At 39.1% G+C, this 17110-nt stretch carries 14 protein-coding genes and 1 riboswitch; of the genes, 6 read left to right on the forward strand and 8 right to left on the reverse strand.

From position 1 onward, the window contains the following. The first annotated feature begins 21 nt into the window (after nt 1–21). The 4 genes from M3210_RS05670 to M3210_RS05685 all read left to right on the forward strand — a co-directional run bounded on the left by M3210_RS05670 (nt 22) and on the right by M3210_RS05685 (nt 4293). The gene (locus M3210_RS05670) at nt 22–1965 is read left to right on the forward strand and encodes a TRAP transporter permease (protein ID WP_251512316.1); all 1944 of its coding nucleotides are present in this window, start codon (nt 22–24) and stop codon (nt 1963–1965) included. Between the two features lie 318 nt (nt 1966–2283). Beyond that, nucleotides 2284–2850 carry a sigma-70 family RNA polymerase sigma factor gene (locus M3210_RS05675; RefSeq protein ID WP_251512317.1) on the forward strand — a complete coding sequence of 189 codons (567 nt, stop codon included), beginning with the start codon at nt 2284–2286 and terminating at the stop codon, nt 2848–2850. Between the two features lie 207 nt (nt 2851–3057). Continuing rightward, the gene (locus M3210_RS05680; protein WP_251512318.1) at nt 3058–3885 is read left to right on the forward strand and encodes a nitrilase-related carbon-nitrogen hydrolase; all 828 of its coding nucleotides are present in this window, start codon (nt 3058–3060) and stop codon (nt 3883–3885) included. Nucleotides 3886–4155: 270 nt separating this feature from the next. Then, a complete protein-coding gene (locus tag M3210_RS05685; RefSeq protein ID WP_251512319.1) occupies nt 4156–4293 on the forward strand; it encodes a hypothetical protein in 138 nt (45 codons plus the stop codon). A gap of 70 nt (nt 4294–4363) precedes the next feature. Here M3210_RS05685 and M3210_RS05690 read toward each other — a convergent pair whose 3' ends face one another. From M3210_RS05690 to M3210_RS05710, 5 genes are all read right to left on the reverse strand, one after another. Further along, entirely contained in the window at nt 4364–6034 is a 1671-nt protein-coding gene (locus M3210_RS05690) for a glycoside hydrolase family 13 protein (RefSeq protein ID WP_251512320.1), read from the reverse strand. Nucleotides 6035–6103: 69 nt separating this feature from the next. Further along, nucleotides 6104–7129, reverse strand: a complete 1026-nt coding sequence (locus tag M3210_RS05695; protein WP_285853592.1) for a LacI family DNA-binding transcriptional regulator — start codon at nt 7127–7129, stop codon at nt 6104–6106. A 59-nt stretch (nt 7130–7188) separates the two neighbouring features. After that, complete coding sequence (locus tag M3210_RS05700; RefSeq protein WP_251512321.1) at nt 7189–8031, reverse strand: sugar ABC transporter permease; 843 nt, start codon at nt 8029–8031, stop codon at nt 7189–7191. Beyond that, nucleotides 8031–9332: a sugar ABC transporter permease gene (locus M3210_RS05705; RefSeq protein ID WP_251512322.1), complete on the reverse strand. Its 1302-nt coding sequence runs from the start codon at nt 9330–9332 to the stop codon at nt 8031–8033. Before M3210_RS05705 ends, M3210_RS05700 begins: the two co-directional genes overlap by 1 nt. A 98-nt stretch (nt 9333–9430) precedes the next feature. Then, the gene (locus tag M3210_RS05710) at nt 9431–10714 is read right to left on the reverse strand and encodes a sugar ABC transporter substrate-binding protein (RefSeq protein WP_251512323.1); all 1284 of its coding nucleotides are present in this window, start codon (nt 10712–10714) and stop codon (nt 9431–9433) included. A 292-nt stretch (nt 10715–11006) separates the two neighbouring features. Between M3210_RS05710 and M3210_RS05715 the strand changes: the two genes are divergently transcribed. Further along, the gene (locus M3210_RS05715) at nt 11007–12782 is read left to right on the forward strand and encodes a glycoside hydrolase family 13 protein (RefSeq protein ID WP_251512324.1); all 1776 of its coding nucleotides are present in this window, start codon (nt 11007–11009) and stop codon (nt 12780–12782) included. A gap of 90 nt (nt 12783–12872) precedes the next feature. On the opposite strand, the gene motB is transcribed toward M3210_RS05715, so the two are convergent. From motB to thiW, 3 genes are all read right to left on the reverse strand, one after another. Next, nucleotides 12873–13637, reverse strand: a complete 765-nt coding sequence (gene motB, locus M3210_RS05720) for a flagellar motor protein MotB (RefSeq protein WP_251512325.1) — start codon at nt 13635–13637, stop codon at nt 12873–12875. Then, nucleotides 13630–14412, reverse strand: a complete 783-nt coding sequence (gene motA, locus M3210_RS05725) for a flagellar motor stator protein MotA (RefSeq protein ID WP_251512326.1) — start codon at nt 14410–14412, stop codon at nt 13630–13632. Before motA ends, motB begins: the two co-directional genes overlap by 8 nt. Before the next feature lie 281 nt (nt 14413–14693). Further along, nucleotides 14694–15191 carry an energy coupling factor transporter S component ThiW gene (gene thiW / locus M3210_RS05730; protein ID WP_251512327.1) on the reverse strand — a complete coding sequence of 166 codons (498 nt, stop codon included), beginning with the start codon at nt 15189–15191 and terminating at the stop codon, nt 14694–14696. Nucleotides 15192–15270: 79 nt separating this feature from the next. Continuing rightward, nucleotides 15271–15381, reverse strand: a riboswitch (TPP riboswitch). A gap of 354 nt (nt 15382–15735) precedes the next feature. Between thiW and M3210_RS05735 the strand changes: the two genes are divergently transcribed. Beyond that, the gene (locus tag M3210_RS05735; RefSeq protein ID WP_251512328.1) at nt 15736–17088 is read left to right on the forward strand and encodes an aminotransferase family protein; all 1353 of its coding nucleotides are present in this window, start codon (nt 15736–15738) and stop codon (nt 17086–17088) included. Nucleotides 17089–17110 lie beyond the last annotated feature (22 nt).

The following is a 17110-nucleotide window of genomic DNA, read 5'->3' on the forward strand; positions in this document are numbered from 1 at the left end:
CCAAGAAGGAGTTAGTTCCTTATGAACATAAAAGGATTTGTTGTAGGTTGGTTTGGTTATGGATACCGACGGCAATTATCATCATTCCACATAAAAATATTCAGCTGCACGGCCTTCATTTTATCTATATACCAAGTCTGGTCTGTAATCTGGGGAAAACTAGATCCGTTGAACCAGATGGCCATTCATCTATCTGTAATATTGGGCCTGACATTTTTGATGTACGGCTATTCAAGAAAACATAAAATCAAGCAAGCACCCACTCTATATGACTATGCCGCTGCACTGTTAGCATTATCTTCAGGAGTGTATTTTTCAGCTCAAGCAGAACGGATTTCAGTAAGGATTCCTATCCTAGACCCATTAAGTACACTTGACCTCTTTTTTGGCGTTATTTTTGTGGTCTTAACGATAGAAGCTGCTCGAAGAACGATGGGATTTCCAATCATTGCAATTGTGTTTATTGGCCTTGGTTATAGTATATGGGGACATCATTTTTCAGGTTTATGGCACCATCGTGAATTTTCCATTTCAGAGATCATTAATGATGTAGCCTATACCTATAATGGAATTTGGGGATCTCCACTCTCAGTTGCTGCAACATTTGTGTTTATGTTCCTTTTATTTGGTGCATTTTTGAAGCATGCCGGTGCGGGTCAATTTTTCTTTGATCTATCGGCCGCCATTGCAGGAAGAACAAAGGGAGGTTCAGCTAAAGTAACAGTCTTAGCCAGTGCATTCTTTGGTTCCATTTCCGGGAGTCCGACAGCCAACGTCGTTACGACTGGGTCCTTTACTATTCCAGTACTCAAAAAAAGTGGTTACAAACCCTCCATGGCAGCAGCAATTGAAGCAGCTGCATCAACAGGAGGGAGTATTTTACCGCCAATCATGGGGTCTTCCGCTTTCTTGATGGCGGCAGTTACACAAATCCCCTATGGAACAATCGCGATAGCTGCCGTCATCCCTGGGATCCTTTATTATGTATCCTTACTTGTGATGGTCCATTTGGAAGCTGTACGATTGGATTTACCAACACCTGAGGAAGAAAGTATTCCACGATTAAAAGAGGTATTGATAGAAGGTTGGTATTATTTTATTCCATTAATTGTTTTAGTGTATTTTCTCATGAGTGGATACAGTGCATCAAGGACAGGATTTTACAGTATTCTTGCAGTTATTCTTGTCAGTTGGTTCCGTAAAGACACACGGATTGGATTCAAAACAGCATTCCACGCGATGGTCGACGGCGCAAAGTCTTCCATTCCGGTAACCGCTGCCTGTGCCGCAGCAGGAATGATTATCGCAGGAATCATGTCTACAGGTCTCGGTGGAAAGCTGACAAGTATTGTTCTAGGGTTCACCGACGGACTACTCGTCCCTACCCTATTTTTAGTGATGCTCATTTGTATTGTTTTGGGGATGGGAATGCCAGTAGCAGCTGCCTACATATTGACAGCCATGTTGGCGGCTCCAGCTTTAATCGGATTAGGTGTCTCACCACTTGCAGCACATTTGTTTATCGTGTACTTTTCTATTTTTTCTGCAATAACACCACCAGTTGCAGTTGCAGCCTACGCAGCTGCAGGAATTGCAGATGAAAATCCGAATACTGTCAGTATCGAGGCTGTTAAGCTAGGAATTGTTGGTTTTATTATCCCATTTATGTTTGTTTTGAAACCAGCTCTACTGATGGAAGGTTCATGGACGGAAATTATAATAGCAACATTTACCGCAACACTAGCAATTATTGCACTTGCAGCAGGAACAATCGGATTTCTGAAAACAAGCACTACCATCTGGGAACGGATAATATTAATTGTAGCTGGCTGTATGTTCGTATACCCTAGTTTCTTATTGAATGGAATCGGAATCATTTTATTGATTACAGTATTCTTGTTCCAACTGAAACGAAGGATCGGAAGTTCAGTTTCTAAAGGAGCACAAAATATACCAAGAATTTAACAAGATGTGTTTTTAAGCTGAGAGAAATTCCAGCCTCTCCTCAAAATCCCACCTCAGTTCGTTTAGTTTACGAACAGGTGGGATTATTTTTCATAATATGACCATATACAACGAACATCCATCTCCCCCTAACTATCCTTTTTATTCTTCTAAATTCTTTTATCTATTTTACAAAATTAACTTTACACGAAGGAACAAACGTTCTATAATAATGTTAATGTTTTCTGATTCTTTCATAACTTCTAGTTTTTACGCCCCCTTTTATGGAGTTCATTCGATTATGATTATAAGGACCCATAAGAGGAGGAGTGTATATTCTTGAAAAAGCAGAAATTTACCTTCGAAGAGATATATGAACAAAATGAGCGGAGGATCCATTACCATTTGCACAGGTTGAACATACGAGATCACCATCAAGAGTTTTATCAGGAGGGGCTTATTGCTATGTGGAGTGCATATAAAAACTATCAGCCAGATAAAGGTCCACTATCCACCTACTTCAATTATATGATCCGCAATCGTTTAATCGATCTCATTCGAAAAGAAAGTCGCAGGTTGGAAAATGAGAAACTGGCAACATCGGAGGACGAAGGTGCAAATGATACGGCTACGTATCATCAAGTAAGCGAAACGACTCAGTCTCACATAACCACTCATCTAGACAGCAACATGGATGATTATATGTGGAAGCAAATAAGAAACATACTGACGGAAAAACAGTGGAAATGGGTACGATATTACATTATTGAAGATATGACACTAAAAGAGATTGCTGAGAATGAGGGTGTTTCCATCGAAGCGGTAAAAAGTTGGGCAAAGGAAGCAAAGAAAAAACTGCGGAATATCGATATGAAAAAGATGATTACAGAAAACCTGAATTCCTAGTTTCACAAATTGATATTCTCCAACAGTCCCTTTTGCCTATTTCTTAGTATCCAATACGGGAAAACAACCTACTACATCCTTACCCATTATGTACATTTACATTTACATCCAATGTTGTTAATATTTCAAATAATAATGTTTATATTGGGGGAAGAATATACCTTTTTCAGCAAATATCCGACAAACAAATAAAAGGAGAATCAGCATATGGCAAAGCTTGTAAACATAGGGATGATCCAAATGAATGTAACACTGGGTGATGTTCAAGGAAATTTAGAAAAAGCAGCTCAATTCGTTGAGGATGCTGCTGAAAAAGGAAGTCAGATTATCTGCCTGCCAAAACTATTTTCCACTGGTTATCATTTGAATTATCTAGGAGAAAAAACAGTGGAACTGGGTTTAACATATTTTCAGGATAGTGTGCAATTTTTATCCAACGTAGCACGTAAAAATAAAGTATACCTCATAGCCCCTATCCCTGAAGAAAGGGAAATAAAAGGCGTTCTTTATAACTCAGCTTTATTATTTAATGATGAAGGCGACCTGGAAGGATCCTATGCTGCACCCCATTTACAGGGGGAAGAAGCGATATATTTTCGGGAAGGCAATGAATTCCCAGTATTCGAAACGAAGTATGGAAAGATTGGAATTGCTATGTTTTACGATGTTGGATTTCCAGAAGTGAGTAGAATCCTCAGCCTAAAAGGAGCCGAAATGATTTTTATTCCTGGAGCTTGGAAGGCCCAAAACATGGATATGTGGGATTTGATTTTGCCGCAGCGAGCACTAGAGAACTTAGTATATACTATTGGTGTGAATCATATATCTGATGATCACGGACTGGAGCTATTCGGCAAAAGTAAAATATGTAATCCGAGAGGTAAAGTGATTAAAGAATTACCTGTGAATGAGGAATTTATATCAAATACGATGATAGATTTAGATGAGGTATACAAACATCGGATCAAGATCGATTATTTAAAGGACAGAAAACCATATCTTTATGAAGAATTAACACATACACAAAATGAGTAAAACGCTTGAACCATAAAGAGCCGAGTCATTTAATTCTCGGCTCTTTAATTTGAATGGATTAGTTTAATAGCCAGCCAGAGACGGTGTTCAACTCCAGTCTAACAGTTTATTATACATATACTATTTTTCTTAGAGAGAGAAATATGTTACTACCCATTATTTTAGAGTCTTATTTTATATCCATGTATTTAACGAAATCTTTTGTTTCGGCTACATAATAACTGGGTAACGATAATTAATCTATTCTAAACTAATCTGAGGTGAATCAATATGGATGAGCATAAAGAGATTGAAAGAACGGAAAAGAAAACGGATTCAAGCAGAGTTGCAGTTGCCTTTATAAAATATGCCGCAATCCTGATCATCTTCTTTGGCATTCTATGGTTTGTTATTAACTATATATTATAGTTTCAAAAAATCACCACTATTAAACTAGTGGTGATTTTTCGGAACTTGTTGAGATAGAATGCACCTATACTTAAACAATTTGATAAACACGCGCTTCATAAGGACGAAAAGTCATTGCATCAAATGTTTCAACACCAAGTTCCATCTCATAGTTACTTAATAACAGTTTCCCTTGTTTCCCAACCAATTTCTTAGGGGGTTCAACTTCTGCATTATGTCCAAATAAATTCGTTAGGATCACATAAGTCTGTTCTTTTGAAGTGCGCAAATAAGCAAAAATCTCATCATGTTCCTCTAAAATGAGCTTATAGCTGCCATATATAAGAGTTTGGTTCCCTCTGCGCAATTCTATTAACTTTTTATAGTAATGAAAAATAGATTCAGGATTTTTCAATTCCGCTTCTACATTAATTTCTGTATAATTTGGGTTTACTTTCAACCATGGTGTTCCGGTTGAGAAGCCACCGTTCATCTCACGGTTCCATTGCATCGGTGTTCGTGAGTTATCACGGCCACTCTTCCAAATGATTTTCATTACCTCTTCATGACTCTTCCCTGCAGCCCGCTCCTCTTTATAGAGGTTTTTAATCGCAACGTCATTATAATCTTCGATAGATTCAAAACTAACATTCGTCATGCCAATTTCTTGTCCCTGATATATAAACGGTGTCCCTTGCATCAAGAAATACATTGTTGCAAAGCTTTTCGCTGATTTTTCCCTTAACGTTGTATCATTTCCCCATGTTGAAACGGAACGAGGTTGATCATGGTTCTCCAGAAATAACGCATTCCATCCAATGCCATCGAGACCTGTTTGCCATTTGCTCAGAGTTTGCTTGAGACCATGAATATCGAGTCCCCCTGTTGCACTTTTCCCCCATAGATCTAAGTGTTCAAATTGGAAGATCATATTAAAATAACCATTTTCTTCGCCAACCCATGCGTCAGCCTGCTCTACAGAGACTCCGTTTGCTTCTCCAACGGTCATGATGTCATACTTGTCGAATGTTTCTTTTTTTAATTCTGTTAAAAACACTTCAATTCCAGGACGATTCATGTGGCCTTCATAGGAAGGGACATACTTCTTCTTATCAGGATTCGGCATATCAGGGAAACCGGGAATTTTTTTTATATGTGATATTGCATCTACACGAAAACCATCTATCCCTTTATCCAGCCACCAATTCACCATTTTGTACAAATCTTGACGTACACTCGGATTTTCCCAATTTAAGTCAGGCTGTTTACGTGAGAAGACATGCATATAATATTCTCCCGTCTCCTTATCATATTCCCAAACAGAGCCGCCAAATATGGACTCCCAGTTATTAGGTGCCTTGCCATCCTTTCCAGGGTGCCAAATATAATAATCACGGTATGGATTATCCTTGGATGACCGAGATTCGATGAACCACTCGTGCTCATCCGAAGTATGGTTGATGACAAGATCCATAATCAATTTCATCCCACGCTTATGAACTTCATCCAGTAATTCGTTAAAATCCTCCATCGTTCCGAATTCAGGTGAAATTCCTTGGTAATCACTTATATCGTAGCCATTATCATCGTTCGGTGACGGGTAAATTGGTGATATCCAAATCACATCAATTCCCAACTGCTGCAAATAATCCAGCTTGGTTATGATCCCTTGAATATCTCCAATACCGTCTCCATTTGAATCCATAAAGCTTCTTGGATAAACTTGATAAGCTACTGCTTCCTTCCACCAATTACTTCTCATGGTTTTCCTCCTAAAGCTGTACTGTTTATTATTTTTATTACTCGGTAAACCAACAGCTAAATGCGTACCTTAAGGTCGTTTATACGAACTTACCGAATCCCGGTAAATCACCTTATGCGGGATGATGATTCGCTTTACCGGTTCTGATTTGTCTACCGTCTTTTCAATTAGAGCCTTAGCTGATTGTACCCCAAGTTCGTATATTTGAATATCAATCGTTGTTAATGCAGGTCTGGTGATCTCCGATAAATAAACATTATTAAAACTTACTAATGAAATATCCTCTGGAACACGAATTCCCGAATCTTCCAGCATGCCCAAAACTCCTAGGCTGATTAAATCATCACTGATGACAATTGCTGTCGGACGCTGTTTCAATGCGAGTAAACTTTCCACTGCTTCCCGTCCTGCTGATTTAAGAAATTCAGTATGGATGTGATAATCTTTTACGTCCTCTAATCCAGCTTCCTGCAGAGCGGTTTCATAGCCTTTCTCCCGATCTATCGTTACAAACAAATCACGCGCCCCACCGATAAAAGCAATCCGTTGATGACCTTGTGCTATAAGGTACTCTGTAATTTCCTTCCCTGCAGAAAAATTGTCGTTATCGACATGTGTTATCTCGTTCATATACTCGTACGGCTTCCCAACAATGACAAAAGGAAATTCGTTTTCCCTCAGGAAGTTGGTTATACGATCATCCATCCGTGAGTAGAGTAAGATCATGCCATCAACATATCTGCCATAGACCATCCGCTCTACTTCTGCAAAAATCTCATCCTCAGTTTGTCCGCTGGATAGCATCATCGTATATTGCTCTTTGTGAGTGACGGATCCAATCCCACGTAGTATTTCAGGGAAAAATGGATTTTGTAATGCCTTATCAGCAGACGATGGCAGAATGACACCAATCGCTTTGGTCGACTGGGCAACCAAATTCCGTGCGTGGATATTCGGATGATAACCTAATTCCTTCATCGCTTTCCGTACTTTCTTTTTCGTATCTGAACTTATCCTTGGATTATCGGCAATCACTCTAGAAACCGTAGAGGGTGACACACCTGTTGCCTTTGCTATGTCTTTAATTGTTACCATTATTCTTTACACCCTCCTTTCCAAATTTCACTCTGTGTCATAAGCATTCCTGGCTCGAATTATCCTTTCGTTGCCCCTGATGTTAAACCGGAGATCAAATAGCGTTGTAGCAGAAGGAAAACCAATGCAATCGGAATGGCAATTAATATGGCTCCTGCTGCAAAACGGGTAAAGTTTGTTGAAAATTGATCATTGATAAAACTATATAGTCCGAGTGCCAACGTATAGTTTTCCGGACTTGTAAGTACAATCCTTGGTAATAAGAAGTCCATAAAAGGTGCCATAAAGTTAAACAAAGCAACGACCGCTAAAATAGGCTTTGCTAATGGAAGCATGATGGTCCAGAAAACCTTCAAATGCCCAGCCCCATCAATCTTCGCCGCTTCATCCAACTCTTTTGGTATCGTATCAAAGTAACCTTTTACTAGCCATGCATTAAATGGAATTTGACCACCGAGATAAACTAGCAGCAATCCCCATAGTGAATCCGTCAAGCCAATCGTATTCAACAGAATATAAATCGCTACCATCCCCATTAATGCCGGGAACATCTGCAATAATAAAAACAGGTATAAACCATATTTACGCCCTATAAATTTATATCGAGAAAAGGCGTATGCAATAAGCGACGTTATAATAACTGATCCAAGTGAATTTAGAATGGCAACGATTAAACTATTTTTATACCAGAGTAAATAATCACTCCGTGGATCCGTAAACAGCCATATATAGTGTTCTAATGTTGGATTAGATGGAAATAAATCTGTCACGAGCATATTTGTCCCGGGGTTTACACTCATCATAATAGCCCAAAATAATGGATAGCCGATAATGATAAACATAATCAGGAAAAATAAATAGATTAACGTTACTTCAATTTTAGATTTAGTTTTTCTATTCATCAGTAACGTTCCCCCTCATCTTTAAATGCTGCCGTTCTTCTAAACTGGAAGAATGCAAAGCCCATCACGATAAGTCCCATGATAATTGTAATCGCTGCAGCCATATTGTAATTATTTGTTTCAAACGTCAATTTATAAACCCATGAAATTAAAATATCTGTACCTCCAGCATTTTGTCCACGAACAGCTGGATTTCCTTCATTGAACAGATAAATAATATTAAAGTTATTAAAGTTACCTGCATATTGCATGATAAGAAGAGGTGCAGTGGCAAATAGAACATGTGGAATCGTAATAAGTCTTAGCTTCTGCCATCTGGTTCCGCCATCCACATCTGCTGCTTCGTACATATCAGCAGGAACACTTTGAAGTACCCCGGTAAATAATGCAAAGATAAAAGGAAAACCTAACCAGGTTTGAATCATGATTAATGCAATCTTTGCCCAAAATGGATCGGACAGCCAAGGTATCATTATTTCAAAATGACTTAGTATATCTCGGTTGATCGCACCAAATGTGGGATTGAAAAGTGCTGAAAAAATTAAGATAGAAACGAATGCAGGCACAGCCCAAGGTAAAATAAGTACGGTTCGAATTGTTCGCTTAAATTTAATTCGCTTATCATTAACGAGTAAAGCTAAGAAAAAGCCGAGAATGATTTGTAATGTCGTTGCAACGACTGTCCAAACAATCGTCCAAGTAAATACACTTAAGAATGTATTCTTCCATATATCGATATTAATGAGATCTGTAAAATTAGCAAACCCTACCCAACTCAATAGGTTCCTAGGTGGAGAATTATACTGATTATAATCAGTAAATGCTAATGCAAGCATAAATAATAGTGGCAGTACAACGATGAAAAGAAGCATTACCAAACCAGGCAAAATCAAAAAGTATGGAAAACCACGATCATAAAAGTTAGAAATCCCTTCTAACAAAGTGGGAATAGGTTTTCCTTCTTCTCTAGTTTTTGCATCTTTTCGTGCATCTAAAATATTGTATGCATAAATACATATCCCAAAGAAAAGGACTATCAATGAAATGAGACCTTGCAATAATAATTGAATGGAATGATGTTCACGAGGTATGGTTCCAAGAGTAAATAAACCCCAAATCCCGATATCTATATAGTCCCAAGTAGTAACCAAGAAAGAGATTGAAACGATCAGCAGTATGAATCCCTTTAATAATCTTCTATTATATAGTTGGCCTAATCCTGGAACCAAGACGGATAATAACGTAGCAATATTTCGAGGTGCGCTTAGCCCAGTTTTCTTCTCCGCTTGATTATTCGTCATTTCTATTTCCCTCCTAAAACGAGTAGCTTAAAGACAGCAGCATTTCTCGAAAATAGTATATGGGAGCAAAGAGCCCCCATATACCAGATCCATGTACTTTACTGGTTCGCACCAGATGCTTCAATATTGTCATTTATGGATTGGACAGCCTCATCTAGTACTTCGTCCACCGGCTCCCCTTTAGAGATAAAGCTTAAAGCATCATTGAATGGAGTCCAGACTTGCTGCATTGCCGGTACATTCGGCATCGGCTCACCATAGTTTGTTTGCTCTGCAAATGCGGAATAAATTTCATCATCGGCAATGACTGGATTTTCAATTGCATCATGTCTTGGAGGCATTTCACCTGCCACTTCATAATAAATCATCGAGTTCTCTGCATTTGTAATGTATTTCATTAGATCCTGTGCCCATTCTTTATTCTCAGAGTAGTATGATAGCATGTAAGATTTTACTCCAACAAAGGATTTAGGACGCTCTCCATTATCAAGGACTGGTAATGGAACAACACCGAGATCATCACCTAATGCTTCAGCATATTCACGAGCCATCCAAGGTCCATTAATTACCGTCGCTACTTTTCCTTCTTTAAATAATCCATTCATAATATCCGGTGTTAAATCTTGTGGAATGTAACCTTCATCAAACCATGTCTTGACTAAATCTCCACCCTGCTTTGCACCTTCATTCGCAAGCCCAATATCGGTAATATCGTAGTTTTCTCCGTCATTTGCAAAGACGTATGCTCCATATCCGGAGAAAAATGGGTAGACGAAATATAGATTAGCAGCTTCCATCAAGAAACCATATTTATCTTGTGATGCATCTGTAAAGTCAGCTGCGAGGGACATGATCTCTTCCATCTTTTCGGGTTCTGTTTCAACTAAAGATTTGTTATAATACATCGCATATGTTTCCATGACAGCTGGGAATCCCCAATAATCACCGTCAAATGTAACAGCTTCTTTTGCAATATCTGTATATTCGGATTCTGCTTCACCCAAATCAACGGGGTCAACTAATCCACGAAGTGCTAAATCTCCAATTCTATCATGCGGTTGGAAAATGATATCTGGACCATTACCAGCTGGACCTTCCACATCTAATTTTTCAACTTGTTCCAACATGTCCACTGGGACAAGCTCAACTTCTATTCCTGTTTCTTCAGTATATTTATTTGTAATTTCCTCCATCGCCGTTTGTTGCTTCTCTTCTGCATTCATCCAAAGCGTTAATGATTCAGGCTTCTCCGGCATGTCCCCTTCTGATGCGCCCTCTCCACTGGTATCTCCATCAGTCGGCTCTGCGTCGTCTGGACCGCATGCTGCAAGTAACCCAACAATCAACAATAAAGCAAAAGCATAACGTAACCATTTACTCATTTCATTGACCTCCCCAAAGTTTTGATATCTCAATGACGCATGCAACATTAGGCAATCGTTTGCACAATCATTGTACTTTAAATTATACACACCTTTACTGAAAGCGCAATCATATTTTCGTTTTTTCATAACATTTTCTTACCTACTATCTATAATGACGGTTACAAACCTATCAAATTAGTGTTAAACTATTAAATAACATCGATGATTTATCAGGAACTAGAAATATAACTCTATCTAATCAAATGCACAGATACGTGCAAACGTTTGAATAATATAGGAGGTATCTTCATTGTTAAAAGAAGCAATCTATCACCGTCCAAAAGATAACTTTGCATATGCATATGACAAAGAAACATTACACATTATGTTGCAAACGAAAAAGAATGATATGGATTCTGTTGGACTTATATTTGGGGACCCTTATGATTGGGCTGATGGAAAGTGGATGACTAAAACAGTAGAAATGATAAAGACAGGATCATCGGCTTTGCATGATTATTGGTTCGTCGCTGTAAAACCGAAATTCCGCCGAATACGGTATGCCTTTCGTTGTATGGATGCAAATGAAACATGTTATTACACGGAGAGTGGTATTTATTCTGCCGCACCTGAGGATATATCTCATTATTTCTGTTTCCCGTATATGAATCAGGTTGATGTCTTTCAAGCTCCAAGCTGGGTAAAGGAAACGGTATGGTATCAGATTTTCCCGGAGCGATTCGCAAATGGAGACCCTTCCATAAATCCTGAAGGCACGCTGCCTTGGGGCTCAACAGCACCTACACCAACCAACTTTTTCGGCGGGGATTTCCAAGGTGTTATCGATCATTTGGATCATCTCGTTGAATTGGGAGTTAACGGCATATACTTCACTCCAATTTTCAAAGCATATTCGAATCATAAATATGACACCATCGATTATATGCAAATCGACCCACAATTTGGTGATAAAGAGACGTTTCGCCGGCTTGTAAAAGAATGCCATAAACGTGGAATACGTGTTATGCTTGATGCGGTGTTTAATCATAGCGGCTATTATTTCCCACCTTTTCAAGATGTGTTGAAAAATCAGGAGAAGTCAGCTTATACAGATTGGTTTCACCTTCGGGACTACCCTGTAAAACCAGAGCCGATACCAAATTATGATACTTTCGGTTTCGTTGGTTCGATGCCTAAACTGAATACAGAAAATACTGAGGTAAAAGCCTATCTGTTAAAAGTTGCACGCTATTGGGTGGAAGAATTTGATATTGACGGCTGGCGCCTCGATGTTGCGAATGAAGTCGACCATCAGTTTTGGAGAGATTTCAGAAAAGAAGTAAAGGCTGTGAAGCCAGATGCTTATATTTTAGGAGAGATTTGGCATGACTCGATGCCTTGGCTTCGTGGCGACCAATTTGACGCAGTGATGAACTATCCCTTTACAAATAGTGCCATCGATTTTTTCGCTAAGCGTGAAATGACAGCCGAAGACTTTGCAAATTCTATAACCAAAGTACTTCATATGTACCCAGCTAATGTAAATGAAGTGCAATTTAATTTACTGGACAGCCACGACACACCACGTATTCTGACACTAGCAGATGGGGACATCGATAGGGTGAAACTTCTCTATCTATTCCAACTATCTTTTATCGGAACGCCATGTATTTATTATGGAGACGAGATTGGGATGTCTGGTGGTCAGGATCCAGGTTGCCGAGCATGTATGATTTGGGACGAGACGAAACAAAACAAAGAATTATTTACATTTGTTAAAAACTTGATTGAACTGCGTAAAAACGTTCCTGCTTTTGGTAATGACGGTACTTTCAAGATTTTAGCTTTTGATAATCAATCCAATACGTTAATTTACCAAAAACAAAGCCATAACCGAAAGATCCTTTTTGCCATCAATAATAGCTCGAAAAAACAAGCTGCACATCTACCTGATTTTCAAAAGTCTTCTTGCAGTGAACTGCTCATAGGAAAAGATAGTGAAGCTGCTTATCATAGAGTACCGTTTGAAATGGAACAGATTGAAGTTCCCTCTATGGGCTTTCGGATATTTGAATATCGACTATAAATAAAAGTTCAATATCAACAATAAAACACCACCTCTAGGATACTGAAACCTCGAGGTGGTGTTATAAGAAACATAATTTCTACAATCCGCTTATTTTTTATTTAGAGTGATTAGTATCTCAACCCGTCTATTCTTCTGACGGTTTTCTTCCGTTGAATTTGGAACAGCTGGTTTATACTCTCCATATCCTTTCGCACTAAACATCGTCGGATCCAGTTTTTCATTTTCAAGCATAAGCTTCATGAAATTGACGGCCCTAGCGACACTAAGCTCCCAGTTCGAAGCATATGAGCTGTTCGAGATCGGAATATCATCCGTATGTCCACTAACAATGACTTCATGCGGCGGATCGAAGTAAAGAAGCTCTGCAACCTCTTCCGCTGTCTGCTTTGCATGCTCTTTTACTTCGGAACTGCCTTTATCGAAAAACACATCGTCGACAATAGTCAGCTTCAAGCCTTCCTCTGAGAGTGCTGTTTGGAATTTTTCTTCCAACTCATGCTCCTCGATATAGGTGTCGATGCTCTCTTTCATTTGCTCTAATGGTGGTCGATCAGAAGTCCCTTCATCAGGAACCTCGCTTTCATCAGAATGTTCTTTTGGAATAGGTTTTTCATCGGATTCATTATCGTTCACCGGTGTCTTTCTAGGTAACTCCTCTTCCAGTATTCCAGCACCACCTAGCGAGAACTCACCACGAAATACTTGTGCCAGCTTCTCATATTTTTGGGAATCCACTTCACTGGCGGCAAACAAAATGATAAATAGTGCGAGTAGAAGGGTGAGCATATCAGAATAAGGAAGTAGCCAGGATTCACTAATTTCCGTCCGCTTTTTCTTTTTTCTCCTACTCATATGAATTCTCCTGTTTCAACTCGCCCGCTTCCTTCTCAGAAAGGAAAGCGTTCAGTTTCTCCACCATCATGGAACGGGAATGACCATAAGCCAACGAAACGATACCTTCTATAATCAACTCTTTTTGTTGTACTTCCTTTTTAGACTTCTCCCGTAATTTGTTCGCAAAGGGATGCCATAACACATACCCCGTAAAAATCCCCAACAACGTCGCAATGAATGCAGAAGAAATCGCATATCCCAAAGCATCTGTATCAGACATATCAGCTAATGCCGCAATAAGTCCTACTACTGCACCTAGTACCCCTAATGTTGGAGCATATGTACCAGCTTGCGTAAACACGCCTGCCCCTTCCTCATGCCTTTCTTCCATTGCTTCTATTTTCTTTATCAGAACATCTTTTATGTACTCTGTTTCCTGTCCATCCACCATCATTTGAATCCCACTGGATATGTAAGGGTCATTGATGGATTCTATTTCTCTTTCCAATGCGAGCAAACCTTCTTTCCTTGTCAGATCAGCCCACTCACCAAATTGTTGAATCAATGCTTTGTTGTCCAATTTCTGTTCTGTAAATAATATCCGAAAAAATGACGGGACTTTTCGAATCGTGCTTGCAGGGAAAGCTATCATTACTGATGCTACTGTTCCGAGAATAATTACAAGGATAGCCGCCAGATTGAATAAGGCTGATAAGCTCACACCTTTTAATATCATCCCTAATCCAATTGCAAGTAAACCAATTAGCAATCCGATTATCGTCGTTAAATCCAAAGATATCCACCTCAATTGCGATATATTTTAAGTTTGATTGTTTTCCAATTAACAACCCGGTCTTTTGCCCTATATCTTTTATCGGGATAATTCGGTGGATATCAAGGTATATTTTAAACGTAGAATGTTCTGTATTTTGAGAAGTATATCGATGCAAAGTTTATTTGTCTTTATTTAAGACTTTCACTTACATGAAATGGATAAAGAACACCAACTAAAAAGTTGACGTTTCCTTAACCTACTTTATAACTAGATCAGCAATATGTTTTTCTAATCTGTTATTAAAGTCTTCCATTACTTCGAGCCATACTCCGGTTATACAGTTTCGTAACAACAAGTAACCCAAGCATAGCACCGGATACACTACTGACTAGAAAAGCTGGGATAAAAGCAAATGCACCAACAGAAGAACCCATAAAAACATGGGCAAACGGAACCGCAAACAATGCGCCAATTATGCCGCTTCCGATACCTTCACCTACAGCAGCAAGTGACCTCTTCTCCGTTTTTTTATAAAGTACTCCAGCCAAGAACGCCCCAACCATTGCACCTGGAAACGCCAGGAATGTTCCAAGTCCGAGCATATTGCGTAATAAACTGATCATAAACGCAATGACAACAGCCGGGCCCGGCCCCAATGCAACAGCCGCCATGACATTGATGGCATGCTGCACTGGATACGCTCTTGCCACTCCTGCCGGGAACCAAATCAATTGCGCGCTGATTGTGCCAATCGCAATAAAAACTGCCATGGTAGTGATCAAACGTGTTTTATTCATCCTTTCACCTCCACTTTATAGGGAACCAAAGAAATAAAAAAGCCAGATCCATAGGACCTGACGGCAGAAAAAAGTATGAGAATTTACCTCACTACTTCCCTCCGCTGGTACTAACCAGATCAGGTCGATAAGAGTCGGAAAGAATAGCCTTTCCTCTCAGCCCGCATTGTAGGCACCCCTAGTAGTTTTAAAGCTTATTAGATTCGTGATAAGCTTACCAAATGTAGTGAGTATGTCAACTATGAAAATTCGCATATATTAGATTAATGGTCGTCTACTCGAGTAAAAAGTTCTCATCATAATAAAAATACAAAACTAGCTAAAATCATTAACCTTAATTACACTTGACAGATATAATAATCTTCGTTAAATTATAAATAATAAAATAATATGAGCTGCTTAATCTAATTGACTCTGTTGCATAAACAGAGCAACCCATTAGATAAAACCAGTAATATTGTGTGGATGTATGGCATGAAATGCTGTTCTTCTTCCCTTATTACTGGTTTTTTTATATTTTGTATTTAATCTAGGAGGTATCAAAATGGAGTTACAAAAATTAATTGAATTAGACAAGAAACATTTTATCCACCCAACATCATCTATTCATCAACAACAAGCAAATGGTCCGAAGGTGATTATCGAGAAAGGTGATGGAATTTATTTAACGGACAAAAATGACAACGTTTACATTGATGCAATGTCTTCACTTTGGAATGTGAATGTTGGACATGGGAGAGAAGAATTAGCAGAAGCTGCTGCTGAGCAAATGAAGAAACTAGCATTCAGTTCTACTTTTTCCACCTTCAGTAATGAACCTGCGATATTACTAGCAGAAAAAATTAGCTCGATCGCTCCAGAGGGGTTAAATGCAGTCTTCTTTACTTCCGGAGGTTCGGAATCGAATGACACCGCAATTAAACTAGTAAGGCATTACTGGAGAATCCAAGACAAACCAGAAAAACGAAAAATCATTGGACTTAACCGCGCATATCATGGGGTGGCAGCTGCATCGACTAGCGCTACCGGTATCCCTGAGTTTTGGAGCATGGCCGGTAAAATGATGGTTGATATTTATCATGCCGATAACCCCTATGGAAATGGAACAGCAAAAGCAATAGACTCCCTACGTGCAGTAATTGAAAAAGAAGGACCTGAAACAGTCGCTGCTTTCATTGCTGAGCCGATTCAAGGAGCTGGTGGAGTACTTATCCCGCCGAAAGAATACCTTAAAGAAGTTCGGAATCTTTGCAATGATTATGGAATATTATTTATTGCCGATGAAGTCATCACTGGATTCGGACGAACTGGAAAATGGTTCGGAATTGAAAACTTCGGTGTAACGCCTGACGTCATTTCTTTTGCAAAAGGGGTTTCCAGTGGCTATATCCAACTTGGAGGAGTGATTGTATCTGACCATATCCATGAAGTTCTGAAAGAAAAATCTGCCGGAACATTATTCCATGGTTACACCTATAGTGGTCACCCTACTGCAGCAGCTGTAGGACTTAAAAATATTGAAATTATAGAAAAAGAAAAACTTGTAGATAATTCAAGAGCGATGGGAGAAGTCATGCTTGAAGGGTTTAACAAGTTGAAAAAAGAACTGGATATTGTCGGAGATGTCCGTGCTGTTGGTTTACTTGGTGCCGTGGAACTTGTTGAAGATCCTGCTACAAACAAACGTTTTTCCAGTGATTTACAAGTAGCACCTAAGGTCATTGAAGCATTGCATCAACGTGGCGTCATCTGCCGGGCCGTAACGTATGAAGGAACAGACATCATTTGCTTCTCCCCTCCATTAATCATAAACAAAGAACAGGTAGAAACAATGATCGAAAAACTGCATGAAGCAATTAAAGAAGTTAGAAACGAACTGTCAGCAACATTAAATTAAAGAGCATTTTATGGGAGGAATA

The organism is Oceanobacillus luteolus (assembly GCF_023715655.1).
Lineage (GTDB): Bacteria > Bacillota > Bacilli > Bacillales > Amphibacillaceae > Oceanobacillus > Oceanobacillus luteolus.